Consider the following 23,507-nt stretch of genomic DNA (forward strand, 5'->3'; position numbering starts at 1 on the left):
CAAGACGCACATTTCTCCCCGTGTAGATCGGAAGTGGGACCGGAAAATACCCCGTGATTCGATCGCAAGTGACGACAATCACGGTTTACAACCGTCCCCAACATTCCCTCACAACACACGCGCCGCGTACGTCGAGTCGCAGATGGAAGTCTAACGACGGATCGGTCGTATCTGTTGACATAATTCGGCGACTTTTCACCGCCAATTCTCGCTTTGCACGAAGATGTGCGCTGTAGCGTGCAGGCAGCGCCGTGATAACGACGTCAGTCCAGGAACCGGGTGAAGTCGGAGACAGGCGCCCGCTCGGTGACAAGCGTATTTTCGATGGCGGCAGGATTCGCGTAACCCATCGACATGCCGCAGACGACCATCTCGTCATCCGTCAGCCCGAGATGCTCTGCGATGACCCGATGGAACTGCGTGAACGCGGCCTGTGGGCATGTATCGATGCCCCGAGCACGCGCGGCCACCATCACGGCTTCCAGGAACATGCCGTAATCGAGCCAACTGCCCTGCTCCATCACGCGGTCGATTGTGAAGATGATGCCGACCGGCGCATCGAAGAATCGGAAGTTGCGCGCGTGCTGTGCGTGCATGCGTTCCTTGTCGGAGCGTCCAATGCCGAGCAGGCCATAAAGATCCCAGCCGACCTTGCGGCGCCGACTCTGGTACGGATCGACCCACGTGCGCGGGTAGTACGGATACTCCTCGCGATGCAGCGTGTCCACCTCCGGGTGGTCGTACGCCACCAACACGGATTCGGACAAGCGCGCCTTCGACTCGCCCGTCAGCACATAGACCTTCCACGGCTGCGTATTGCTGCCTGACGGCGCACGGCGCGCTACATCGAGGATCGCCTCGATGTCTTCCCGGGCGACGGGCGTCGGCAAGAATGCGCGAACGGAGCGGCGCGAAGTGATTGCCTGATCGACGCGTTCGACTTCTGTGGAGGTGGGGCGTCGGTCGGTCATGGCGATGCGCAAAATTCAGGCGGTGATATTGGACGCGAGCGGTTCGAGCACAGCACGCAGCGCATCGGGCAGTGGCACCGGGCGACGTGTTTCGCGGTCGACGTAGACGTGCACGAAATGGCCCTGAGCGGCGGCCTCCTGGGCGTCGCAGCGGAACAGACCCACCTCATAGCGCACGCTCGTGTTGCCAAGGCGTGCAACGCGCAGCCCTGCCACCACGGGATCGGGAAACGACAGCGGCGCGAAGTAGTTGCATTGTGTCTCGATGACGAGGCCGATGGTGTCGCTGTGTTCAGGGTTCAGCACGCCCTGCTCGATCAGATACGCGTTCACCACGGTATCGAAGTAGCTGTAATAGACGACGTTGTTGACGTGACCGTAGACGTCGTTGTCCATCCAGCGCGTGGTGATGGTGTGGAAGTGGCGGTAGTCGTCGCGCGTCTGACGGGGCGTGCTCATAGGCGGCTGGCCGGTGGCAGTGGAAAGTGATCAGGATACGCCAGGCACTCAAACGCGGTCACTTGCGGATGACGAGCGCCACACCGCAGGCGGCAATCACCATGCCCAGCGCCGCAAGCGGCGGAAAACGTTCGCCGAACAGCGCCCACGCCATCACGGCGGTCGTAGGCGGCGTCAGATACAGGAGCGACGTCACCTTGGTGGCCGCGCCCCTGCGGATCAGCACAAAGAGCAGCGAGATCGCGCCGATCGACAGCGCCAGCACCGACCACACCAGCGAGCCGATCATCGGCAGCGTCCAATGCACCTCGCGCGTCTCAAACAGAAACATGAACGGCAGGCACAGCAGCGCCGATGCCCCGAACTGGATGCACGCGCCCATCCGCAGGTCGAACACCGGGCAATGGCGCTTTTGATAGAGCGTACCCACGGTGATCGACAGCAGCGCGCTCACGCACAGCGCAAGCGTCGTCGCGCCCACGCCCGCCAGATGCAACTTGTTGGCCACCACCAGGCCCACGCCCGCGATGCCGCATAGCAATCCCAACCATTGGCGGCCCGACACACGCTCCCCACGCATCGAGACATACAGCGCAGTCAAAATCGGCTGCATGCCGACGATCAGCGCAGTCATCCCTGCCGGCATGCCCAGCTTAACCGCTGCCCACACGCCCGCAAGGTACCCCCACTGCATCAGCAAACCGGCCACCGCGATGTGGCCGACTGTCGCCCAGTCGGTTTCGCCCGTGCCGGAGCGGCGCGGCAGCGGCACTCGCGCCATCCACACCAGCGGTAGCAGGCATACCAGCACGCCCACAAAGCGGAAAAACAGAAAGGTCATCGGCTCCGCATACGGCATCCCGTACTTGGCCACGATAAAGCCCGTGCTCCAGATCAACACGAACAGCCACGGCATGGCGACGACAAACAGGGAGTCGCGCGCCAAGTTTGGCGCGACGGAAGACGCTTGGGTCATGCGGAAAGCGGAAGAGAGTGCGAGGCGGCGGCCTCGTCGCGGGCCGCCCAGCGCTGTGCGTGCCGCGCAGCCAGCGCGATGGTCTGCGCGTGGACGGCCACGGTATCGTCGATATTGTTGCCGTAGCCGCCCGCCATGGTAACGGCAATCGGTATGCGCCGTTGATATGCGAAATCGAAGACTTCCTGGTCGCGCCGGGCCAGACCCTGGAGAGTCAGTTTGAGCCGGCCGAGGCGATCGCCCTCGTGCGGGTCCGCGCCGGCCAGATAGATGATCAACTGTGGCTTGAAGCGCCCGGCCAGGATATCGAGAGCGCCAGTCAGCGCCTGCAGATAGTCCTCGTCGCCGCAGCCATCGTGCAGGCCGATGTCCAGATCCGAGGCTTCTTTGCGGAACGGGTAGTTCTTCTCTCCATGCAAGGACAAGGTGAAAACAGCCGCGTCATCGCGCAGGATCGACGCCGTGCCGTTGCCCTGATGTACGTCGAGATCGACGATGGCGACCGGAAAATTCGCCGGCGTCCTGCCCGGCCGGCGCTGAATCCAGCGCGAGGCGATGGCAGCGTCGTTGAATACACAGAAACCGCCGCCCTTGTCCGCATAGGCATGGTGCGTGCCGCCCGCCAAATTGACGGCAATGCCATCCGCCAGCGCAGCCTCGCACGCGGCCATCGTGGCCCCCGCCGAACGGCGGCTGCGCTCGACCATTTCCGGCGACCAGGGAAACCCGATCTCCCGCTGACGCGCGGGGTCAAGCCGCCCGGCGCTTACCGCCTCAACATATTCAGACGTGTGCGCCAGCAGCAACGCGTCGTCATCGGCCCGCGGCGCCTCATGCATGGATAGCCCCGGCACGTCGGCCAGAACCCGTGCGCGCAGGTCGCTGTACTTGCGCATTGGAAACCGATGGCCCGGCGGCAGCGGCAAGACAAAGTGGTCGGTATAGAACGCCCGCATGTGAATAACAAATCGCAACGCAACAAAAATAGCACTCGGGCGCATCGTAACCTACGCTGCACTCGTATGTTTTTTGAGACGGATTTGCGGCCAGAGTTGGTCAAATGCATTTCGCATGCACCACGGACGCGCATTTTCCTGCCACAAAAAATTATGCCAAACGGTTGGTCACGCAATTCCTGTGCACGGAAAATCAACGAATTCTGTTTTTTGTGCGATGCACAAAGGACGCTTGACACTGGTTTGACATTCAACAACAATGAAATTGTTGCGATGCACCATCCCTAATTCATCGCGATGTCGCCTGGAAGGCCCGACGCAGACCGTCATGCTTTGTACATCTGGGCGATCTAAATTTTCATTTTGATTCCCCACCCACCTTTGTATTTGGAGAGACAACATGCTGACTCAGGAACAGATCGCTGCGGCGCATAAGGCCAACCTGGAAACGTTCTTCGGCCTGACCAACAAGGCATTTGAAGGCGTCGAAAAGCTGGTCGAACTGAACCTGCAGGTCGTCAAGGCTACCCTGGCCGAGAACGTCGAACACGCCAAGAAGGCACTGACCGCCAAGGACGCCCAAGAGCTGCTGTCGGTGCAAACCGCCGCAGTGCAGCCGCTGGCTGAAAAGGTTCTGGCTTACAGCCGTCACCTGTACGAAATCGCTTCGGACACGCAAACTGAATTCAGCAAGGCTGCTGAAGCGCAAATCGCTGAAAACAGCCGCAAGCTGCAAGCGCTGGTCGACAACGTGTCGAAGAACGCTCCGGCCGGTTCGGAATCGGCAGTTGCCCTGGTGAAGTCGGCTCTGTCGGCCGCCAACAACGCTTACGACTCGGTGCAGAAGGCCACCAAGCAAGCTGTGGAACTGGCTGAAAGCAACTTCCACGCTGCTGCCAACGCTGCCAGCAAGGCAACCGCTCAAGCATCGGCCCAAGCGCGCGCTGCCACCGGCAAGAAGTCGGCAACGACCGCTGCGTAAGCGCTAAGCTGCTTTCTTTAGTCCTCTGATTGTTGAAGCGGGCCTCCTTCGGGAGGCCCGTTTTGTTTTGGCCGTCGAGCCATCCTCCAAACACATCGTTTGCGTGCATTTACGCGGAACCCAAACGCGCGGCCGCTGGTCCATCCCACCGTGTTCGTTGGATTGTCTCCTCGGTCCCGCTACCGAAACCTGTCCTCAGTGGTGATCAGTGGGTACCTTTGCCCGGCTTCGGCCGGGTTTTTTGTGTGCATGGGAAACGTCTCCTCTTCAAATTGCGAACTTTTACACGCAGCCGACGCTCCATTCTGTATTGCGGTTCGCCGCCCTCTTCTCCTTCCCAATGTCTCGCGAATCCATGGCCAAGCGAAGTCTGATCGTCGCGGCTGCGCTTATCCTGCTGTTAGAAGAGTGGATCTGGAACGTCATGCGACAGGTAACCGCCCGTCTGGCGGCGCATCCCTGGGTCCAAGCGGCGGAGCGGAAGTTGGCGCAACTGGAGCCCATCGAAGCCCTCTGTGCCTTTGCCCTGCCAATGCTCGCATTGCTGCCGTTCAAGCTGGCGGCCGTCTACGTGCTGGCGCGGGGCCACCTCATTGCAGGCGCCATCGTTCTGGTCGCAGCGAAAATCGTCAGTACGGGGCTGGGCGTGCGCATCTATTCCGCCGTGCGCCCACAGTTGCACACGATCGCCTGGTATGCCCGCTGGGAATCCGCGTTCCTGGCATGGAAGCAGCGCATGCTGGCCACCCTGCAAGCAACATCGACCTGGCAAGCCTTCCAGGTACGAATTGCCGTCTGGCGCGCCCGTCGACATGGGACGATGCAGCAGATATGGCGCCGCCTGATCGCGGCAGTGCGCGTGCTACGTCGGCATCGGCGCCCAGCCGAGCCTCGGCACTGACCTGCCGCCGATCATCCCAAACAAAAGGGCCGCCCATTCGAGCGGCCCTTTTGTTTGCCAGCCAGATCCGGAGTTGCCTCCACACTCTGGCGGTTAATTGCAGTTCATCGCTTACGAGCCGGGGGCACGTCCGTGCAAACACCCTCGTAGATTTCCGCAGCCATGCCCACCGACTCACCCAGCGTCGGGTGCGGGTGGATGGTCTTGCCGATGTCCACGGCGTCCGCGCCCATCTCGATGGCCAGGCAGATTTCGCCGATCAAGTCGCCGGCGTGCGTGCCAACGATGCCGCCACCGATGATGCGGTGCGTTTCCTCGTCGAAGATCAACTTCGTGAAGCCTTCGTCGCGGCCGTTGGCAATCGCGCGGCCCGAAGCGGCCCACGGGAACACGCCCTTGCCGTACTTGATGCCCTGCGCCTTGCACTGGTCTTCGGTCAGACCTGCCCAGGCCACTTCCGGATCGGTATAGGCGACCGACGGAATCTGCTTGGCATCGAAATACGCCTTCTCGCCGTGCGCGGCTTCTGCCGCCACGTGACCTTCATGCACGGCCTTGTGTGCCAGCATCGGCTGCCCCACGAGGTCGCCGATCGCGAAGATGTGCGGCACATTCGTGCGCTGTTGCTTATCCACGTCGATGAAGCCACGGTCGGTCACCGCCACGCCGGCCTTCTCGGCGCCAATGCGCTTGCCGTTCGGGGTGCGGCCCACGGCCACCAGCACCATGTCATAGCGTTGCGGCTCGGCAGGTGCGGCTTCGCCCTCGAACTTGACGTAAATGCCGTCCGGCTTGGCCTCGACCCCGACCGTCTTGGTCTTGAGCATGACCTTGTCGAAGCGGCTCTTGTTCATCTTGTCCCACACCTTGACGAGGTCGCGGTCAGCGCCCTGCATCAGGCCATCGAGCATTTCCACCACGTCGATGCGGGCGCCCAGCGTGCTGTACACGGTCGCCATTTCCAGGCCGATGATGCCGCCCCCGATGACCAGCATCCTGCCCGGCACTTCGCGCAGCTCCAGCGCGCCGGTCGAATCGACGATGCGCGGATCTTCCGGAATGAACGGCAGCTTCACGGCCTCGCTGCCTGCAGCGATGATCGCCTTGGCAAAACGGATGACCTTCTTCTCGCCCGTCGTTGCCTTGCCGTCGCCGTCCGTCAGTTGCACTTCGAGGTGATTCGGATCCAGGAACGTGCCAACACCGCGCACGACCTGCACCTTGCGTGCCTTGGCCATGCCGGCCAGCCCGCCGGTCAGCTTGCCGATGACGGACTCCTTGTGCTTGCGCAGTTGGTTGATATCAACCGTCGGCTCGCTGTAGACAATGCCGTGTGCGGCCATCGCCTTGACTTCGTCCATGACGGCCGCCGTGTGCAGCAACGCCTTCGACGGGATACACCCCACGTTCAGGCAAACGCCGCCCAGCGTTGAGAAACGCTCCACCAGCACAGTGTTCATGCCCAGATCCGCACTGCGGAATGCGGCCGAATAACCGCCCGGGCCGGAGCCCAGGACGAGCATCTCGCACTCGATGTCGGCGCCGCCGGCGTGCTTGGCCGCTTGCGGTGCCGGGGCTGATGCTGCCGGTGCGGCAGCCGGTGCTGGGGCCGGAGCCGGCGCTTGTGCAGGTCCTGGAGCAGCAGCCGCGCCAGCTTCCGCCGTCGCGATCACCGTGCCCTTGCTGACCTTGTCGCCCACCTTGACTTTTACGTCGACGATCTTGCCAGCCACCTCCGACGGCACTTCCATGCTGGCCTTGTCGGATTCCAGCACGATCAGCGACTGCTCGGGCGCCACGGTATCGCCCGCCTTGATCAGCACTTCGATGACTTCCACCGCATCGAAATCGCCGATGTCCGGCACCTTGATTTCCACCACGCTCATTCCTGACTCCTTGTTCTTGTCGTCGGCACCCGGCATCGCCCGGGCCCGCTGACGCTTTTCAATCCTGCAGACGTACTGTGTGCACTTCGATCGGACCGCCCGAGCTCTTGTCGAATTCCACGCCTGCGGACACGCCCACCTGTGCAACGTCCGCCGCCGACTTGCCCGGCATGTCAAACACCGCCGACATGGCTCCCAGCGCAAAATTGCGCCCCGAGCCAATGCCCCAGAAGCGGTCGAACGAAAACACCTCGCGGTACGAATAGACGCCGTAGATGCCGGTGGCGTTGGCGATCAGGCAGGTGATCTGCGACGACTCGTACGGGTCGTCGTCGTCCTCCTTGGTGTTGACGAAATACTCGTCCTTGAGCTTTTCGTGCACCTTGAGGAAGGTCCGGAAGACGTCGTCACGCGTGCCGAGGCGACACTCATCGGCCAGACCCGCTAACAGACTCCGCATGACCGGGAAGTGGGCCGTCGTGCCCGCCAGCGCGATCAGCGAATCGCCCACCTGGAAGATCTTCTGGTTCTGCTCGTAGCCACGCGCCAGGCGCGTATCGCCGAACGTCACCAGCGAATCGGCCGCAATCGCCACTTCGCCGTCTTTCTTGACCACCACGCACGTCGTCATGTCGTCCTCGCCATCAATCCACTGACCAGTCCGCCGACCGCTGCAAACCCAACCGGGCCGGCACGCACAGGCCCGAAGCCAGATGCGTGCCGCGCCCGCGTGGGCTTACAGGCTGACGCGGCGGAAGTCCGCCAGCACGCTGGCCAGATACGCGTTGAAGCGTGCAGCCTCGGCGCCGTCGATCACGCGGTGATCGTACGACAGCGACAGCGGCAGCGTCAGGCGCGGCACGAACTGCTTGCCGTCCCAAACGGGCTTCTGATAACCACGCGACAAGCCAAGGATGGCCACTTCCGGTGCGTTGATGATCGGCGTGAAATGCGTGCCGCCGATGCCGCCCAGTGACGAGATCGAGAAGCAGCCCCCCTGCATCTGGTCCGGCTTGAGCTTGCCTTCGCGGGCAGCCTTCGACAGGTCCGCCATCTCCTTGGCGATGTCGATCAGACCCTTCTTGTCCGCATCGCGGATCACCGGCACCACGAGCCCGTTGGGCGTATCGGCCGCGAAGCCGACGTGGAAGTACTGCTTGAAGACCAGGTTGTCGCCGTCCAGGCTCGCGTTGAAGGTCGGGAATTTCTTCAGCGCGCCCACGACTGCCTTGATCACGAATGCCAGCATCGTGAACTTCACGCCGGCCTTTTCGTGGTCCTTGTTCATCTGCACGCGGAAGGCTCCCAGTTCGGTGATGTCCGCCTCGTCGTTGTTGGTGACGTGCGGAATCATGACCCAGTTGCGGTGCAGGTTCGCGCCGGAAATCTTCTTGATACGCGACAGCGGCTTCGGATCGACCGGACCGAACTTGGTGAAGTCCACCTTCGGCCACGGCAGCAGATTCAACTCACCGCCACCGGCCGGTGCACCCGCGGCAGCCTTGCCCGGCGCCGCAGCCTGGCCGCTCATCACGCCCTTGACGTAGCGCTGCACGTCTTCCTGCGTGATGCGGTTCTTCGGACCCGTGCCCCCGACCAGATTCACGTTGACGCCCAGCTCGCGCGCGTACTTGCGCACCGAGGGGCTGGCGTGAGCAGCCTTGCCAACCGTACCGACCGTGTCAGCGGTGTAGGTAGCGGGCGCTGCGGTCGACGCAACTGCGGGCGCAGCCGCAGGGGCCGGGCTCGGCGCAGCGGCAGCCGGTGCGGACACCGGCGCTTGTGCGGGTGCTGGCGCAGCAGCAGCGCCGCCAGCACCTTCCAGGACGACGATCAGCGTGCCTTGCGACACGGCATCGCCCACCTTCACGCGGATTTCCTTGACCGTGCCGGCAGCCGGCGACGGCACGTCCATCGTGGCCTTGTCCGATTCCAGCGTGATCAGCGACTGCTCGGCTTCCACCCTGTCGCCCACCTTCACGCTGATTTCGATGACGGGCACGTCGGTGTAGTCGCCGATGTCCGGCACCTTCACTTCAACCGTGCCGCCGCCAGCGGCAGCCGGCGCAGGGGCCGGAGCTTGCGCGGCGGGTGCGGGCGCCGGTGCAGCAGCGGCCGGAGCCGGTGCGGGCGCAGCTTGAGGTGCCGGGGCCGGTGCGGCAGCAGCGCCCTGCTCTTCGAGCAACAGCACCAGCGAGCCTTCCGACACGGTGTCACCCACCTTGATCTTCACTTCCTTGACGACGCCGCTCTTGGGCGAGGGCACGTCCATGGTCGCCTTGTCCGATTCCAGCGTAACCAGCGAATCTTCGGCGTTGACGGTATCGCCCGCCTTGACCAGCACTTCGATCACCGGGACGTCTTTGTAGTCGCCGATGTCCGGCACCTTGATTTCTACGACTTGACTCATTCTTCTGTCTCCAGAGGGTCTGGCGGCGAGAGCATCCGGCGGCGGACACGCGGTGCCCGCAGGCTACCGCATCGTGCAGGCAAATGCACGTTGCGGAAAGTCTGTCAGGGCGGTGCCCAGCCGGAACGCAACCCGCGCGCCCGGCGGCTCCGTTATACGGTCATCGGGTTGGGCTTGTTCGGATCGAGGTTGTACTTCTTCAGTGCCTCGGCCACCTTCTCGCGCGGCAGCACGCCTTCATCGGCGAGCGCCTTGAGCGACGCAACCGTCACCCAGTAGCGATCCACCTCGAAGAAGTGACGCAGCTTCTCGCGGGTATCCGAGCGGCCGAAGCCGTCGGTGCCCAGCACCACATAGCGACGCGGCACGAAGGCGCGGATCTGCTCGGCGAAAGTACGGACGTAGTCGGTCGAAGCGATGACCGGACCGCGTGCGTTCTTGAGGAGCTTCTCGACGTGCGACTCGCGTTGCGGTGCCGTCGGGTTGAGCAGGTTCCAGCGCGCGATGGCGTTGCCTTCACGGGCCAGCTCGGTAAAGCTCGGGCAGCCCCACAGGTCGGATTCCACGCCCCAGTCCTTCTTGAGCAGCTCGGCGGCGGCGATCACCTCGCGGAAGATCGTGCCCGAACCCAGCAGTTGCACGCGCGGTGCGTTGCTGTTTTCGACGCCCTTCTTGAACTGGTACATCCCCTTGATGATGTCCGCCTCGACACCCGCCGGCATTTCCGGGTGCTCGTAGTTTTCGTTCATCACCGTCAGGTAGTAATAGACGTCTTCCTGCTCGACATACATGCGACGCAGGCCGTCTTGCATCACCACCGCCAGTTCGTACTGGAAGGTCGGGTCATACGAGATGCAGTTCGGGATGGCAGCGTGGTACACGTGCGAGTGGCCGTCTTCGTGCTGCAGGCCTTCGCCGTTCAGCGTGGTACGGCCAGCTGTGCCGCCCAGCAGGAAGCCGCGCGAGCGCATGTCGCCGGCGGCCCAGCAGAGGTCGCCGATACGCTGGATGCCGAACATCGAGTAGTAGATGTAGAACGGGATCATCGCCACGCCATGCGTCGAATACGACGTAGCGGCCGCGATCCAGTCGCACATGGCACCGGCTTCGTTGATGCCTTCCTGCAGCACCTGACCCGTCTGCGATTCCTTGTAGAACATCAGTTGGTCGTGATCCTGCGGCACGTACTTCTGGCCTTCCTGGTTCCAGATACCCACCTGGCGGAACAGACCTTCCATGCCGAACGTACGCGACTCATCGGGCACGATGGGCACAACATGCTTACCGATGTTCTTGTCCTTCAGCAGGATGTTCAGAATGCGCACAAAGGCCATCGTCGTGGACACTTCGCGGCCTTCACCGGTGGCTTTGAGCAACGCGTCGAACGCAGCCAGCGCGGGAATCTGCAGCGCGTCGGCCTTCTGGCGACGGGCCGGCAGGTAGCCGCCCAGGTCCATACGGGCCTTGCGCATGTATTCGAGTTCCTTCGAGCCTTCTTCGAACTTGACGTACGGCACGTGCTCGAGCTGGTCGTCGGCAACCGGAATGTTGAAGCGATCACGCAGCTTGCGGATGGCGTCCACCGGCATCTTCTTCTGCTGGTGGGCGATGTTCATCGCTTCGCCGGCCTCACCCATGCCATAGCCCTTGATGGTCTTGGCGAGAATGACGGTCGGCTGACCCTTGTGGTTGGTCGCCGACTGGAATGCCGCGTAGATCTTGTGCGGATCATGGCCGCCACGGTTCAGCGCCCAGATGTCGTCGTCGGACCAATCGGCCACCATGGCCTTGAGTTCCGGCGTGTTGAAGAAGAACTCGCGCACATAAGCGCCGCTCTTCGATTTGAAGGTCTGGTACTCGCCGTCGACGCATTCCATCATGCGGCTCATCAGCAGGCCCTTCGTGTCGCGGGCAAGCAGCTGATCCCAGCGGCTGCCCCAGATGACCTTGATGACGTTCCAGCCTGCGCCGCGGAATTCCGATTCCAGCTCCTGGATGATCTTGCCGTTGCCGCGCACCGGACCATCCAGGCGCTGCAGGTTGCAGTTGATCACGAAGACGAGGTTGTCCAGCTTTTCACGGCCGGCCATGCCAATCGCTCCCAGCGATTCCGGCTCGTCGGTTTCGCCGTCGCCCAGGAACGCCCAGACCTTGCGGTTTTCCCAGTTCTGGATCAGGCCGCGGCTGGCCAGGTACTTGGTAAAGCGCGCCTGGTAGATCGCCATGATCGGGCCCAGGCCCATCGACACGGTCGGGAATTGCCAGAAATCCGGCATCAGCCACGGGTGCGGGTACGACGAGATGCCCTTGCCGTCGACTTCCTGGCGGAAGCTGTCGAGTTGCTCCTCGCTTAGACGGCCCAGCAGGAATGCGCGCGAGTACACGCCCGGCGCCGAGTGCCCCTGCACGAAAACCATGTCGCCGCCGTGCTTGTCCGACGGGGCGTGCCAGAAGTGGTTGTAGCCGACGTCATACAGCGTGGCCGCCGAAGCGAACGACGAGATATGCCCGCCGACGTTGGTGTCCTTGTTCGCGCGCAGCACCATCGCCATGGCGTTCCAGCGCGTATACGAACGGATGCGATGCTCGATTTCCTGGTTGCCAGGAATGCGGTCCTGGTTCTCGACCGGGATCGTATTGATATAGGGGGTTTCTGCGTGCAGCGGAGACGTCACGCCGTTGATGCGCGCGTACTCGATCTGCTTGTCGAGGAGGAATGCCGCGCGCTGCGGGCCTTCCGCGCCGATGACGCCTTGCAGCGCCTCCAGCCATTCCTTGGTTTCCTGGGGATCAACGTCGCTGGCGCTCGTGGCACCCAGGACTTGTTCTGGTACGGCCGACATGGCGGTCTCCTTGGTAGCAGTAACGGTAGTTGCGTCTCTTGTGAGGCGCCCACTGGCACGCGCGTTCACACGCACGCAAGGGCCACCCCGACTTTTGCGCTGATTCTATGGGCACCCGCAAACGCAGCACAAGCGGAATTTTCAAATTGCGATATGGTTTTTTATAATGTGGAATATTGCCGCGACGCAAAACAAATCACCTTTGACATTGCAGCGCAGCATTTTCCGAGCGAACAAGACACCTCACCAAGCGGTTTCCCCAAGCGACCCGCAGGTTGATTGCCGTTACACTTAGTTTTGCGCAGTTGCACAGATGTCCACTCCTTTACCTCCGCAGAATTCCGGCGTTCGTCCGCCCATCATGCTTGCCCCCTCCCACGCTTCGCAGGACCCGGCCGCCAAGTCCGAGCCGTCAACGCCTGCGGCGCCTGCGCCCATTTCCGTGAACGCGTCCGAACAGCCGTCGGACGAGGCCGTTCGCCCGAACATGCCCCGCCGCCTGTGGCTGACCCGCCTGGGCCGGCTGTGGACGACCAACTGGTTCATGTTCATCCCGCTGGTGGCAATCGTCCTGTTTGCTGGCGCGATGATTTTCATCCTGTATCAATTGCACGCCACGGAGGTGCAGCAGCAGCGCGACGCCCTCTACCGCGATGCCGCCTGGGCCGAGCAGAAGGTTCGCCTGTCCCTGCAGAGCAACCAGGATCAGGTGGCCGCCCTGGCACGCGACATCGGTGCTGCGCAGCTTGACCCGAGCGCCTATCGCGATGCCGCCCGCCAGCTCCTGCGCGAGAACCCGGAGCTTGTCTTCATCAACTGGCTGGATGCCACGCGCCGCCCGCGCTGGGCGTTCCCGTCCACCTCCGAATTCACGGCGCGCGTGCGCGAAACACGCGACCATCCGCTCGAACCCGAAATCCAATCTGCCTACGATGCCGCGCGTGAAACGCAGCGTGCCGTCTATTCGCGCCCCATCCAGAACGAGCGCGGCGAGAGCTTCATGCTGATGGAAGTCCCGATCGTGCGCGACAACGAATTCCTCGGCACGGTGGGCGCCATGTATTCGGTCACGGGCATCCTCACGCAACTGCTGCCGGGCGAGTTGACAGACCGCTACCGCTTCTCGCTGGTCGACAAGAACAACGTGGTCCGCGCAAGCACGTCGTTGCGGCCGGTGCCCAAGGCGGCGGCGTCGTACGAGGTGCTGCTCGACCCACCGGGACATTCGCTCTCGCTGCGGGCCGAGGCGTATCCCGCTCCGTCCAACCTGCCCAACAACATGCTGATGTGGCTGGTGGCCGGCCTGTCGTGCTTCGTGATCTGGAGCCTCTGGAGCGTGTGGCGCCACACCAGCCGCCGCTCTGAAGCGCAGCGCGCGTTGCTGGCGGAAACGTCGTTCCGCCGCGCTATGGAAAACTCCATGGTGATCGGCATGCGTTCGCTCGACCTCAACGGCCGCATCACCTACGTGAACCCGGCGTTCTGCCGCATGATCGGCTGGACGGAAGCCGAGCTGGTCGGGCGCATGCCGCCCTTCCCGTATTGGCCGCCCAATGAGATCGGCGAGATGCAGAAGCACATCGAGCTGACCTTGCGTGGCAAGGCGCCCGCCAACGGCATGGAATTGCGCATGATGCGCCGCGACGGTACGAGCTTCTATGCGCGGATGTACGTCTCGCCGCTGATCGATGCGCGCGGCCGGCACACGGGGTGGATGAGTTCCATCACGGACATTACTGAGCCCAAACGCGCCCGTGAAGACTTGGCCGCCGCGCACGACCGCTTCACCACGGTGCTGGAGAGCCTGGATGCGGCCGTGTCCGTGCTCTCGACCGACAAGGCGGAGCTGCTGTTCGCCAACCGCTACTACCGCCAGCTTTTCGGCTGGGAGGCGTTCGGCCACCTGCAGCTCTCCGGCAACGACGTCAACACGGAAGACGTTTCCAGCGATGCACTCGACCTGGTGGACGCCTACGCCGGCCTGCCCGCGTCCGAGTTGACACCGCACGCGGCAGATGCGCGCGAAATCTATGTGCCATCGATGCAGAAGTGGTTTGAAGTGCGGCGCCGCTACATCCAGTGGGTCGACGGCCACCTCGCACAGATGCAGATCGCCACCGACATCACCGTGCGCAAGGCCGCCGAAGAGATGACGCGCCAGCACGAAGAGCGCCTGCAGTTCACCAGCCGCCTGACGACGATGGGCGAGATGGCCTCATCGCTGGCGCACGAGCTGAACCAGCCGCTGGCTGCCATCAACAACTACTGCATGGGCGCCGTCGGCCGCCTGAAGAGCGGACGCAGCACGCCGGAAGAGCTGATCCCGGTGCTTGAGAAGACCTCCGCCCAGGCCGTGCGTGCCGGCACCATCATCCAGCGCATCCGCGGCTTCGTGAAACGCAGCCAGCCGCAGCGGCGCGAATCCGACCTGCGCGAGATCGTTGCCGACGCCGTGGGTCTGGCCGAACTCGAAGCCACGCGGCGCGGCATCACCATTCTCACGCGCCTGCCAGGCGACTTGCCGCATCTGTATGTCGATCCGGTGCTCATCGAGCAGGTGCTCGTCAATCTGCTCAAGAACGCCGCCGAAGCCATGGCCGCCCACCCGCGCCTGCGCGCCGCCAGCGTGCTGCGCCTGCACGCCAACCTGATCAACGACCCGGAAAATTCCGTGCTGATCGAGGTGATCGACCAGGGCCCGGGCGTGGACGACAGCACTAAGGAGCGGCTGTTCGAGCCGTTCTTCAGTACAAAATCCGACGGCATGGGTATGGGACTGAATATCTGCCGCTCCATCATAGAATCCCACCTCGGCAGGCTCTGGGTAGAAAACAACGCCGATGGCATCGGCTGTACGTTTAAAATCATCTTGCCGCTGAATCCGCTGTAAATCGTTTTTAAAACATAGAACGTAGACCGAGGACTCCTCCATGAGCACAACGCCCGCCGCAGTTGCGCCGCGCAACGAAACCGTGTTCGTCGTCGATGACGATGAAGCCATGCGTGACTCGTTGACGTGGCTGCTCGAAGGCAACGGCTACACCGTCCGCACCTACCGCAGCGCAGAAGAATTCCTGGTCGACGACAAGCGCGGCGAAGGCGTCGGCTGCCTGATCCTTGACGTGCGCATGCAAGGCATGAGCGGCCCCGAGCTGCAAGACCGCCTGTTGGCAGAGAACAACCGCATGCCGATCGTCTTCGTCACGGGCCACGGCGACGTGCCGTTGGCCGTGTCGACCATGAAGAAAGGCGCGGTCGACTTCATTGAAAAGCCGTTCGACGAATCCGAACTGCGCGAGCTGGTGGAACGCATGCTCAGCAAGGCGCGCAGCGAAGACTCGGTCGCCCGCGAGCAAAAGGCCGCCAAGGACCTGCTCGGCCGCCTGACCACACGCGAGCAGCAAGTGCTGGAGCGCATCGTCGCCGGCCGCCTGAACAAGCAGATCGCCGACGATCTGGGCATTTCCATCAAGACGGTGGAAGCACACCGCGCCAACATCATGGAAAAGCTCAACGTGAATACGGTGGCAGACCTGCTGCGCCTGGCCCTGTCGCGCAACGCCTGATTCGGCTGCAGGAAAAACCAAGCGATCATCCGGGCGGCCGGAAGGGAGGCGGCGATTTATAATCGCGGTTTGCCCTCTCCCTCCTCCGCCCAGCCATGACCGCCCAACTCATTGACGGCAACGCGCTTGCCAAACAACTCCGCGCCGAGGCCGCACAGCGCGCCGCCGCCCTGACCGCGCGCGGCCACCAGCCCGGCCTCGCCGTCATCCTCGTCGGCGAAGACCCGGCCAGCCAGGTCTACGTGCGCAACAAGATCAAGGCCTGCGAAGACAACGGCTTTCTGTCCAGCTTCGACCGCTACCCCGCCGACCTGTCCGAAGCCGACTTGCTCGGCCGCATCGACGCCCTGAACCGCGACCCGCGCATCCACGGCATCCTGGTCCAGCTGCCGCTGCCCAAGCACATCGACAGCCACAAGGTGCTCGAAGCCATCGCGCCCGAGAAAGACGTGGACGGTTTCCACGTGGCCAATGCCGGCGCCCTGATGACCGGCGCCCCGCTGTTCCGCCCGTGCACGCCGTACGGCTGCATGAAGATGCTGGAATCGATCAACTACCCGGTGCGCGGCGCCAATGCGGTGGTGGTCGGCGCCTCGAACATCGTCGGCAAACCGATGGCGATGCTGCTGCTGCAATCCGGCGCCACCATCACGATCTGCAACAGCAAGACGCGTGACCTTGCCGCCCACACGCGTGAGGCCGACATCATCGTGGCCGCCGTCGGGCGCCGCAACATCATTACCGCCGACATGGTCAAGCCGGGCGCGGTCGTCATCGACGTGGGCATGAACCGCGACGACGCCGGCAAGCTGTGCGGCGACGTCGACTTTGCCGGCGTCAAGGAAGTCGCCGGCTACATCACGCCGGTGCCGGGCGGTGTCGGCCCGATGACGATCACCATGCTGCTGATCAACACCCTGGAAGCCGCCGAGCGCGCTGCTGAAGGAGCCGCGCTGGCGGCGTAAGCTTCACCCTGATCCAGTTGGAAACGGAAAAAGCGTCCCCACCTGTTGGATCGGACGCTTTTTTTGTCCCCCGAGTTTCTCTACCGAGCCCGCCATGACCGACATTTCGCCCAAGGTTGCCACTCCGGCCAACAATCCGCTGCTCGATTTTTCTGGTCTGCCGCGCTTCGCGGACATCCGCCCGGAACACATCACGCCGGCCGTCGACGTGCTGCTCGAGCGTGCCGCATCCGCGGTGGCGCAGGTCAAGGACCCCGCCACGCCTGTCAGCTGGAACACCGTCGTGACCGCACTGGAAGAGGCCACCGAGCCACTGGGCCGCGCCTGGGGCATCGTCAGCCACCTGAGCGCCGTCGCCGACACGCCAGAGCTGCGCGAAGCCCATGCCGCCAATCTGCCGCGCGTGACCGAATTCTGGTCGGGCCTCGGCCAGGATCTGGAGCTGTTCGAGAAGTACAAGGCGATTGCCGACAGCGCGGAATACGCCACGCTGTCGCCCGCGCGCAAGAAGCTGCTTGAGAACGAACTGCGCGGTTTCCGCCTGGGCGGCGCGGAGCTGCCCGAAGACCAGAAGCCGCGCTTTGCCGCCATTCAGGAACAGCAGGCGCAACTGACCAAGGCCTTCAGCGATCACGTCCTGGATGCGACCAACGCCTACGCTCTCGTCATCGACGACGAAGCCCGCCTCGCCGGCTTGCCCGACGACGCCAAGCAGGCTGCGCAGGAAGCTGCACGCCGCGACAACCCTGATGCGACGGGCTGGAAGTTCTCGCTGCACTTCCCGTCGTATTTCCCGGTGCTGCAATACGCGGATGACCGCGCGCTGCGCCGCACGCTGTACGAAGCCAACGTCACGCGTGCGTCCGAACTGGGCGCGCAGTACGGCGGCGGCAAGGCCGAGTGGGACAACACCGCCAACATGGCCGAGCAGCTCACGCTGCGCACCGAAGAAGCGCACATGCTGGGCTATCGCAATTTTGGCGAAGTGTCCCTCGTGCCCAAGATGGCCGATTCGCCCGAAGACGTGCTGCGCTTCCTAGGTGAACTGGCCGACCGCGCCCGTCCGTTTGCCGAGAAGGATTGGGAAGAGCTCCAGGCCTTCGCCAAGACCACGCTCGGCATCGACAAGCTCGAACCGTGGGACATGGCCTACGCGTCGGAAAAGCTGCGCGAGGCACGCTACGCATTCTCCGAGCAGGAGGTGAAGCAGTACTTCCCGGAACCGGCCGTGCTGGATGGCCTGTTCAATGTCGTGCAGACGCTGTTCTCGGTGAAGATCCGGCCAGAGGCAGCGGCGGTGTGGCACCCCGACGTACGCTTCTTCCGGGTCGAATCGCCCCAGGGTGAGCTGCTCGCACAGTTCTACGTCGACCTGTACGCGCGCGAAGGCAAGCGTGGCGGTGCATGGATGGACGACGCGCGCGGCCGCAAGCTGCTGGGCGATGCGGGTGTGCAAACCCCCGTGGCTTACCTCACCTGCAACTTCTCCGGCCCGGTCGGCAACAAGCCCGCGCTGTTCACCCACGACGAGGTCATCACGCTCTTCCACGAGTTCGGCCACGGCCTGCACCACATGCTCACGCAGGTGGATGAGCTGGGCGTATCGGGCATCAACGGCGTTGAATGGGATGCGGTGGAGCTGCCGTCGCAGTTCATGGAGAACTTCTGCTGGGAATGGGAAGTGCTCTCGCGCATGACCCGCCATGTGAATTCCGGCGAACCGCTGCCGCGCAAGCTGTACGACAGCATGCTGGCCGCGAAGAACTTCCAGAACGGCATGGCGACGCTGCGCCAGATCGTGTTCTCGACGTTCGACATGCACCTGCACACGGACTTCGACCCGAAGGGCGCGACGTCGGTGCTGGAGCTATCGCGCCAGATCAACAATCGCTTCCACGTGGTACCGCAGGCCGAGTTGTCGCGCTGGCCGAACACGTTCAGCCACATCTTTGCGGGCGGCTATGCGGCGGGCTACTACAGCTACAAGTGGGCCGAGGTGCTGTCCGCCGATGCCTATGCGGCGTTCGAAGAGGCCAGTAAGCTGGGCGGCTCGGTGCTCGATGCGGAAACCGGGGCACGCTATCGCCGTGAAGTACTGGCCGTTGGTGGCAGCCGCCCGGCCATCGAATCGTTCACGGCTTTCCGCGGCCGCGCTCCCAGCATCGACGCACTGCTGCGCCATGGCGGCATGATGGCGGAAGCCGCGTAACGGCCTGCTCGGCCAGCCGTGACAACGCCGCTTCGCGCCTCGTACCGAAGCGGCGTTTTCATTCGGGCCCGCAGCGCTTGATGGCACAATATCGCACCCCTGGACGGCGCCAAAGTGCGCGCCGTCGCCATTTGCAAGGACCGAGCCCTCATGCGTGTCGCCACCTGGAACGTCAACTCTTTGAAGGTCCGCCTACCGCACGTGCTGCAGTGGCTGGCTGAGCGCGAAGCCGACGCCACGCCCATCGACCTGCTCTGCCTCCAAGAGCTCAAGCTGCCCGATGACCGCTATCCGCTCGCCGAACTGGACGCAGCGGGCTATACGTCGTTGTTCACAGGCCAGAAGACCTACAACGGCGTTGCCATCCTCTCGCGCAAGGCCTCTGTGCCAGAAGGCCGCGATGTGGTGAAGAACATCCCGGGCTTTGCCGACGAGCAGCAGCGCATCGTAGCCGCCACGTATGACGTGGACGGTGGCCCGGTCCGCGTGATTTCTGCCTACATCCCAAATGGACAAGCACTCGATTCCGACAAATTCGTCTACAAGCTGCGCTGGCTGGAGGCACTGCAGGCATGGCTGACGAGCGAGTTGGCGGCAAACCCACGCCTGATGCTGCTGGGCGATTTCAACATCGCTCCCGAAGATCGCGACGTGCACGACCCGAAAAAGTGGGAAGGCCAGAACCTGGTGTCTCCGGAGGAGCGGGCGGCGTTTCGAGCGATGCAAGGCGCCGGGCTGGTCGATGCCTTCCGCATGTTCGAGCAGGAAGACAAGCTGTTCTCGTGGTGGGATTACCGCATGTTCGGCTTCAAGCGCAACGCCGGCCTGCGGATCGACCACATCATGCTGTCGCCTGAACTCGCCAAGCTGTGCGAGTCGTGCCATATCGACCGCGTGCCACGCACGTGGGAGCAGCCTTCGGACCACACACCCGTGGTCGCCGCCCTGCGCCGCGCATAAGGAGTGCCCGGCATGGCTTCCGCCTTCAAGCACCGCAATCTTCCGCATCTCCTGCTGCGCGCGCGTGAGACCTTCATGGCGCGCTTTCGGCCGATCCTGCGCGAGCATGGCATCACCGAACAGCAATGGCGCGTGTTGCGTACGCTCAACGATACCGGCGACATGGAGCCCAACCAACTCGCCGATGCATGCCTGATCCTGAGCCCAAGCCTGACGCGCATGCTGGCGGCGATGGAACAATCCGAGATGATCGTGCGGACGAAGTCGTCGGTGGACCAGCGCCGGCAGGTGATTTCACTCACGCCTAAGAGCCGCCAGTTCCTGGCCGACGTGGAACCGCAGGTGGATGCCGAGTACGCGCGCATTGAGGCGCAGCTGGGCCGCGCGCGGCTGGACGCGCTCTACGCCGCCATCGATGAGTCGATCCACGTCATGGAAACGCGCACGCCGATGGGGCGCTTCACTGGCGACGCGTAACACCCGTCAATACACGCTGCCGGCCGGCTGCGGCTTGGCACCGCCCTCTTCCTTGAATGCCTGCGCCAGCTGTTCGGCGCTGCGCGCCAGCAGGGTGACATCCGTCCCTACCGCAACAAAGGTCGCACCGAGCGACAGGTAGTGCTTCGCTTGCGCCTGATTCGCCGACAGAATGCCCGCCGCCTTGCCCGACGCGACGATGCGTTGAATCGCGCCGTCGATCGCCTGGCTGACTTCCGGATGCCCCGGCGCGCCGAGGTGCCCCATGGACGCCGCGAGATCGCCCGGGCCGATGAAGACGCCGTCCACGCCTTGCACAGCAAGAATCGCGTCGAGATGCTCCAGGCTCTCTGCAGTTTCGACCTGGACGAGCGTGCACATCTGCGCATCGGCCTGGTGGAGGTAATCGCCCACGCGGTTCCAGCGCGATGCGCGAGCCAACGCGCTGCCAACGCCGCGAACACCGTTGGGCGGATAGCGCATCGCTTCCACGGCGGCACGCGCTTCGTCGGCGTTCTGGACCATCGGCACCAGCAGGGTCTGCGCGCCGATATCCAGCAGGCGCTTGATCTCGACCGAATCGTTCCAGGCAGGCCGCACGATGGGATGCGAAGCATACGGCGCAACCGCCTGCAATTGCGCGAGCGTCGATTGCAGTTGGTTTGGCGCGTGCTCGTTGTCGATCAGCAGCCAGTCAAAGCCGGCGCCCGCGACGATCTCCGCCGGGTACGGATGCGTCATTGCCAGCCACAGGCCGATCTGCGGCCGGCGTTCGGCCAGCGCGCGCTTGAAGTTGTTCACCGGAAGTTGCATGGCGAGGCCATCCTTTGAGCGTTAGACGGTTAGGCGAAATGACAGGCGATGCTGCCAAGCGGACCGTAGTCGCAATGGAATGTATCACCGGGCCGAGCGGCCACCGGCCGCGTGAACGAGCCGCCAAGGATGACCTGCCCGGGCTCCAGCGCCACGCCGTGCGGCGCCAGCTTGTTGGCCAGCCAGACGACACCGTTGGCCGGGTGATTCAGCACGCCGGCCGCCACACCCGTCTCTTCGATGACGGCGTTGCGTGAAAAGATGGCGCTGACCCAGCGCAGATCCACATCGCGCATGCGGATGGGCCGGCCGCCCATCACGACGCCGGCATTGGCGGCGTTGTCGGCGATCGTGTCAAACACCTTGCGTGGACGCCCGCTGTCGGGATCGATCGATTGCGAGCGCGCGTCGATGATCTCCAGCGCGGGAATCACGTGATCCACCGCGTCATACACGTCGAACAGCGTCACCTCCGGCCCCTCCAGCTGCTTACCGAGCACGAAGGCGAGTTCCACTTCCACACGCGGCACGATGAAACGGCTGGCGGGGATCTCACTGCGCTCGGCAAAGAACATGTCGTCGAGCAGCGCACCGTAGTCCGGCTCGTCGATCTGTGACGACTGCTGCATCGCACGTGAGGTCAGTCCGATCTTGTGCCCCTTCAGGCGTCGCCCCTCTGCCTGCTTCATCGCGACCCATTCGCGCTGGATGGCGTAGGCGTCTTCGATGGTGATCTCGGGGTGGTCAAGCGAAACCTGGCGGATCTGCTTGCGATCGATCTCGGCCTGGTGCAAGCGGCGCGCGATGGTTTGGATGGTCGTGGTGTCGAGCATGCGTCAAGCCTTGCGAAAACGCGCGTGGATGTTGTTGTGCTTGTAGCTGCCGCCCTCGTCAAACTCGGTCAACTCCATCGACAGCGCCAGATAACGGCGCGCAAAGGCCTCGGCAAAATGTGCCTTGACTGCCTCGAACAGCGCGTCGCACGCGGCTTTCTTGACCTCGGGCGTACGGCCCGCTGCGATCTTGAGCGTGACATGGACGAAGGCGTCGTCCTCTTTTCCGTCGGCCACGCGGTAGTCGGTCAGCTTGATGGCGCGCGAACGGATCCCGCCGGTCGGAAACACACCGTTCTGCGCCATCAGCGTCTCGTTCATCGCCTGCAGCAATTGCGGGATGCGGGCGTCATCGCCCAGGTTGTCGGTGTATTCGACGATGACATGCGGCATGTCGATCTCCTCAGGCTTGAACTTGATCACGTCCGGGCAACGGAAAGATCGCGTTGATCTGGCCCGTGCCGGAACTGGCGAAATATTCGGTGACGATCTCGACCCCTTTGTCGTAGGCATCCCAACCAAGCAGGCCGAGCAGCATGGCGGTGTCGTGCATGCCGCCCTCGCCTTCACACAGCGATGCGTACTCGGGCAGCATCGCGCAGAAGGTCTTCCAGTCACCCTGCTTCCATAGCTCGACCACGCGCAAATCGACCTGCCTGAAGAACTCGCGGCTGATCTGGTGAATGGATTCTTCGGGGCTGCCGTTGTCGTTGAAACGGTGCGAGAGCGATCCGCTGGCGAGAAATGCGACGGTGCTGTCGCTGGCCTCGATGGCCTCGAGCAGCGCTGCGCCGAAGCGGTGGCTTTCTTCCAGTGTGTGCCACGCACACCACCCGGCAATCGACACGACCTTGAAGTGCTGTTCGCTGTTCATGTACCGCATCGGCACAAGCGTGCCGTATTCGAGTTCGAGGCTGTTGATCTCGTGCGCACGGGTGAACACGCCGCGCGCCGTTGCCGTCTCTGCAATCAATCGGCCCAGCGCCGGATTGCCGGGATACGCATATCGCATGTCCTTGATGAAATGCGGCAGCTCGTTGCTCGTATAGACGCCTTCGAAGCGCGCGTTGCAATTGACGTGGTAACCGGCGTTGACGAGCCAGTGCACGTCGGACACGACGATGGTGTCCACGCCCATATCGCGGCAACGCTGTCCGATGATGCGGTGGCCCTCGATGGCCGCCTCGCGGCAGCCATGATGCTTGCCCGGCAGCTCCGACAGGTACATCGACGGCACGTGGGTGATCTTCGCAGCCAAGGCCAGCTTGCCCATGGTGTCTCCTTCCGCCCTTGTTGTGGT

Annotated in this window: 20 protein-coding genes; 8 read left to right on the forward strand and 12 right to left on the reverse strand. The window is 63.4% G+C overall.

What is annotated here, in order from left to right; translation table 11 throughout:
• Positions 1–263: 263 nt before the first annotated feature.
• The 4 genes from ACUXH0_RS08975 to ACUXH0_RS08990 are packed head-to-tail and all read right to left on the reverse strand — an operon-like array spanning position 264 to position 3,407.
• Positions 264–971, reverse strand: a complete 708-nt coding sequence (locus ACUXH0_RS08975) for a nitroreductase (protein ID WP_012435899.1) — start codon at positions 969–971, stop codon at positions 264–266.
• Positions 972–986: 15 nt separating this feature from the next.
• Complete coding sequence (locus ACUXH0_RS08980) at positions 987–1,430, reverse strand: acyl-CoA thioesterase (protein ID WP_004635933.1); 444 nt, start codon at positions 1,428–1,430, stop codon at positions 987–989.
• Between the two features lie 58 nt (positions 1,431–1,488).
• A complete protein-coding gene (locus ACUXH0_RS08985; protein WP_012435900.1) occupies positions 1,489–2,406 on the reverse strand; it encodes a DMT family transporter in 918 nt (305 codons plus the stop codon).
• Complete coding sequence (locus ACUXH0_RS08990; RefSeq protein WP_004635937.1) at positions 2,403–3,407, reverse strand: histone deacetylase family protein; 1,005 nt, start codon at positions 3,405–3,407, stop codon at positions 2,403–2,405. The genes ACUXH0_RS08985 and ACUXH0_RS08990 overlap by 4 nt, the downstream gene beginning before the upstream one ends.
• A gap of 355 nt (positions 3,408–3,762) precedes the next feature.
• Here ACUXH0_RS08990 and ACUXH0_RS08995 point away from each other — a divergent pair, with 355 nt between their 5' ends.
• Together ACUXH0_RS08995 and ACUXH0_RS09000 are read left to right on the forward strand one after the other, a co-directional pair.
• Positions 3,763–4,344: a phasin family protein gene (locus tag ACUXH0_RS08995; RefSeq protein ID WP_009240786.1), complete on the forward strand. Its 582-nt coding sequence runs from the start codon at positions 3,763–3,765 to the stop codon at positions 4,342–4,344.
• A gap of 340 nt (positions 4,345–4,684) precedes the next feature.
• Entirely contained in the window at positions 4,685–5,245 is a 561-nt protein-coding gene (locus ACUXH0_RS09000; protein WP_024541700.1) for a hypothetical protein, read from the forward strand.
• A 104-nt stretch (positions 5,246–5,349) separates the two neighbouring features.
• On the opposite strand, the gene lpdA is transcribed toward ACUXH0_RS09000, so the two are convergent.
• From lpdA to aceE, 4 genes are all read right to left on the reverse strand, one after another.
• The gene (gene lpdA, locus ACUXH0_RS09005; protein WP_012435902.1) at positions 5,350–7,131 is read right to left on the reverse strand and encodes a dihydrolipoyl dehydrogenase; all 1,782 of its coding nucleotides are present in this window, start codon (positions 7,129–7,131) and stop codon (positions 5,350–5,352) included.
• Between the two features lie 58 nt (positions 7,132–7,189).
• Positions 7,190–7,762: an Ntn hydrolase family protein gene (locus ACUXH0_RS09010; RefSeq protein ID WP_004635945.1), complete on the reverse strand. Its 573-nt coding sequence runs from the start codon at positions 7,760–7,762 to the stop codon at positions 7,190–7,192.
• Positions 7,763–7,867: 105 nt separating this feature from the next.
• Positions 7,868–9,541, reverse strand: coding sequence for a dihydrolipoyllysine-residue acetyltransferase (gene aceF, locus ACUXH0_RS09015; RefSeq protein WP_182593917.1), 1,674 nt, complete (start codon positions 9,539–9,541; stop codon positions 7,868–7,870).
• A 152-nt stretch (positions 9,542–9,693) separates the two neighbouring features.
• Positions 9,694–12,384, reverse strand: coding sequence for a pyruvate dehydrogenase (acetyl-transferring), homodimeric type (gene aceE / locus ACUXH0_RS09020; protein WP_004635948.1), 2,691 nt, complete (start codon positions 12,382–12,384; stop codon positions 9,694–9,696).
• A 313-nt stretch (positions 12,385–12,697) separates the two neighbouring features.
• On the opposite strand from aceE, the gene ACUXH0_RS09025 reads away from it, so the two are divergent.
• The 6 genes from ACUXH0_RS09025 (at position 12,698) to hpaR (ending at position 20,561) form a co-directional block, all read left to right on the forward strand.
• Positions 12,698–15,274 carry a PAS domain-containing sensor histidine kinase gene (locus ACUXH0_RS09025; RefSeq protein WP_012435904.1) on the forward strand — a complete coding sequence of 859 codons (2,577 nt, stop codon included), beginning with the start codon at positions 12,698–12,700 and terminating at the stop codon, positions 15,272–15,274.
• 40 nt (positions 15,275–15,314) lie between these two features.
• The gene (locus tag ACUXH0_RS09030; RefSeq protein WP_004635952.1) at positions 15,315–15,950 is read left to right on the forward strand and encodes a response regulator transcription factor; all 636 of its coding nucleotides are present in this window, start codon (positions 15,315–15,317) and stop codon (positions 15,948–15,950) included.
• A gap of 95 nt (positions 15,951–16,045) precedes the next feature.
• Positions 16,046–16,915 carry a bifunctional methylenetetrahydrofolate dehydrogenase/methenyltetrahydrofolate cyclohydrolase FolD gene (gene folD / locus ACUXH0_RS09035; RefSeq protein WP_004635954.1) on the forward strand — a complete coding sequence of 290 codons (870 nt, stop codon included), beginning with the start codon at positions 16,046–16,048 and terminating at the stop codon, positions 16,913–16,915.
• Between the two features lie 94 nt (positions 16,916–17,009).
• A complete protein-coding gene (locus tag ACUXH0_RS09040; RefSeq protein WP_012435905.1) occupies positions 17,010–19,124 on the forward strand; it encodes a M3 family metallopeptidase in 2,115 nt (704 codons plus the stop codon).
• Positions 19,125–19,274: 150 nt separating this feature from the next.
• Positions 19,275–20,084, forward strand: a complete 810-nt coding sequence (xth, locus tag ACUXH0_RS09045) for an exodeoxyribonuclease III (RefSeq protein WP_004635959.1) — start codon at positions 19,275–19,277, stop codon at positions 20,082–20,084.
• Positions 20,085–20,096: 12 nt separating this feature from the next.
• Entirely contained in the window at positions 20,097–20,561 is a 465-nt protein-coding gene (gene hpaR / locus ACUXH0_RS09050) for a homoprotocatechuate degradation operon regulator HpaR (RefSeq protein WP_004635961.1), read from the forward strand.
• A gap of 6 nt (positions 20,562–20,567) precedes the next feature.
• Here hpaR and hpaI read toward each other — a convergent pair whose 3' ends face one another.
• From hpaI to hpaD, 4 genes are read right to left on the reverse strand one after another with little or no spacing between them, the layout of a single operon-like run.
• Positions 20,568–21,374, reverse strand: a complete 807-nt coding sequence (hpaI, locus tag ACUXH0_RS09055) for a 4-hydroxy-2-oxoheptanedioate aldolase (protein ID WP_012435906.1) — start codon at positions 21,372–21,374, stop codon at positions 20,568–20,570.
• 29 nt (positions 21,375–21,403) lie between these two features.
• Complete coding sequence (gene hpaH / locus ACUXH0_RS09060) at positions 21,404–22,207, reverse strand: 2-oxo-hept-4-ene-1,7-dioate hydratase (protein WP_012435907.1); 804 nt, start codon at positions 22,205–22,207, stop codon at positions 21,404–21,406.
• 3 nt (positions 22,208–22,210) lie between these two features.
• Positions 22,211–22,600: a 5-carboxymethyl-2-hydroxymuconate Delta-isomerase gene (locus tag ACUXH0_RS09065; RefSeq protein WP_012435908.1), complete on the reverse strand. Its 390-nt coding sequence runs from the start codon at positions 22,598–22,600 to the stop codon at positions 22,211–22,213.
• A 10-nt stretch (positions 22,601–22,610) separates the two neighbouring features.
• Complete coding sequence (gene hpaD / locus ACUXH0_RS09070; RefSeq protein ID WP_012435909.1) at positions 22,611–23,480, reverse strand: 3,4-dihydroxyphenylacetate 2,3-dioxygenase; 870 nt, start codon at positions 23,478–23,480, stop codon at positions 22,611–22,613.
• Between the last annotated feature and the right edge of the window lie 27 nt (positions 23,481–23,507).

Source organism: Ralstonia sp. 110700041-2 (genome assembly GCF_056280165.1).

Coding starts and splice junctions, on each gene's coding strand:
- ACUXH0_RS08975 (WP_012435899.1), bottom strand. CDS start 971: ATGACCGACCGACGCCCCACCTCCACAGAAGTCGAACGCGTCGATCAG.
- ACUXH0_RS08980 (WP_004635933.1), bottom strand. CDS start 1,430: ATGAGCACGCCCCGTCAGACGCGCGACGACTACCGCCACTTCCACACC.
- ACUXH0_RS08985 (WP_012435900.1), bottom strand. CDS start 2,406: ATGACCCAAGCGTCTTCCGTCGCGCCAAACTTGGCGCGCGACTCCCTG.
- ACUXH0_RS08990 (WP_004635937.1), bottom strand. CDS start 3,407: ATGCGCCCGAGTGCTATTTTTGTTGCGTTGCGATTTGTTATTCACATG.
- ACUXH0_RS08995 (WP_009240786.1), top strand. CDS start 3,763: ATGCTGACTCAGGAACAGATCGCTGCGGCGCATAAGGCCAACCTGGAA.
- ACUXH0_RS09000 (WP_024541700.1), top strand. CDS start 4,685: ATGTCTCGCGAATCCATGGCCAAGCGAAGTCTGATCGTCGCGGCTGCG.
- lpdA (WP_012435902.1), bottom strand. CDS start 7,131: ATGAGCGTGGTGGAAATCAAGGTGCCGGACATCGGCGATTTCGATGCG.
- ACUXH0_RS09010 (WP_004635945.1), bottom strand. CDS start 7,762: ATGACGACGTGCGTGGTGGTCAAGAAAGACGGCGAAGTGGCGATTGCG.
- aceF (WP_182593917.1), bottom strand. CDS start 9,541: ATGAGTCAAGTCGTAGAAATCAAGGTGCCGGACATCGGCGACTACAAA.
- aceE (WP_004635948.1), bottom strand. CDS start 12,384: ATGTCGGCCGTACCAGAACAAGTCCTGGGTGCCACGAGCGCCAGCGAC.
- ACUXH0_RS09025 (WP_012435904.1), top strand. CDS start 12,698: ATGTCCACTCCTTTACCTCCGCAGAATTCCGGCGTTCGTCCGCCCATC.
- ACUXH0_RS09030 (WP_004635952.1), top strand. CDS start 15,315: ATGAGCACAACGCCCGCCGCAGTTGCGCCGCGCAACGAAACCGTGTTC.
- folD (WP_004635954.1), top strand. CDS start 16,046: ATGACCGCCCAACTCATTGACGGCAACGCGCTTGCCAAACAACTCCGC.
- ACUXH0_RS09040 (WP_012435905.1), top strand. CDS start 17,010: ATGACCGACATTTCGCCCAAGGTTGCCACTCCGGCCAACAATCCGCTG.
- xth (WP_004635959.1), top strand. CDS start 19,275: ATGCGTGTCGCCACCTGGAACGTCAACTCTTTGAAGGTCCGCCTACCG.
- hpaR (WP_004635961.1), top strand. CDS start 20,097: ATGGCTTCCGCCTTCAAGCACCGCAATCTTCCGCATCTCCTGCTGCGC.
- hpaI (WP_012435906.1), bottom strand. CDS start 21,374: ATGCAACTTCCGGTGAACAACTTCAAGCGCGCGCTGGCCGAACGCCGG.
- hpaH (WP_012435907.1), bottom strand. CDS start 22,207: ATGCTCGACACCACGACCATCCAAACCATCGCGCGCCGCTTGCACCAG.
- ACUXH0_RS09065 (WP_012435908.1), bottom strand. CDS start 22,600: ATGCCGCATGTCATCGTCGAATACACCGACAACCTGGGCGATGACGCC.
- hpaD (WP_012435909.1), bottom strand. CDS start 23,480: ATGGGCAAGCTGGCCTTGGCTGCGAAGATCACCCACGTGCCGTCGATG.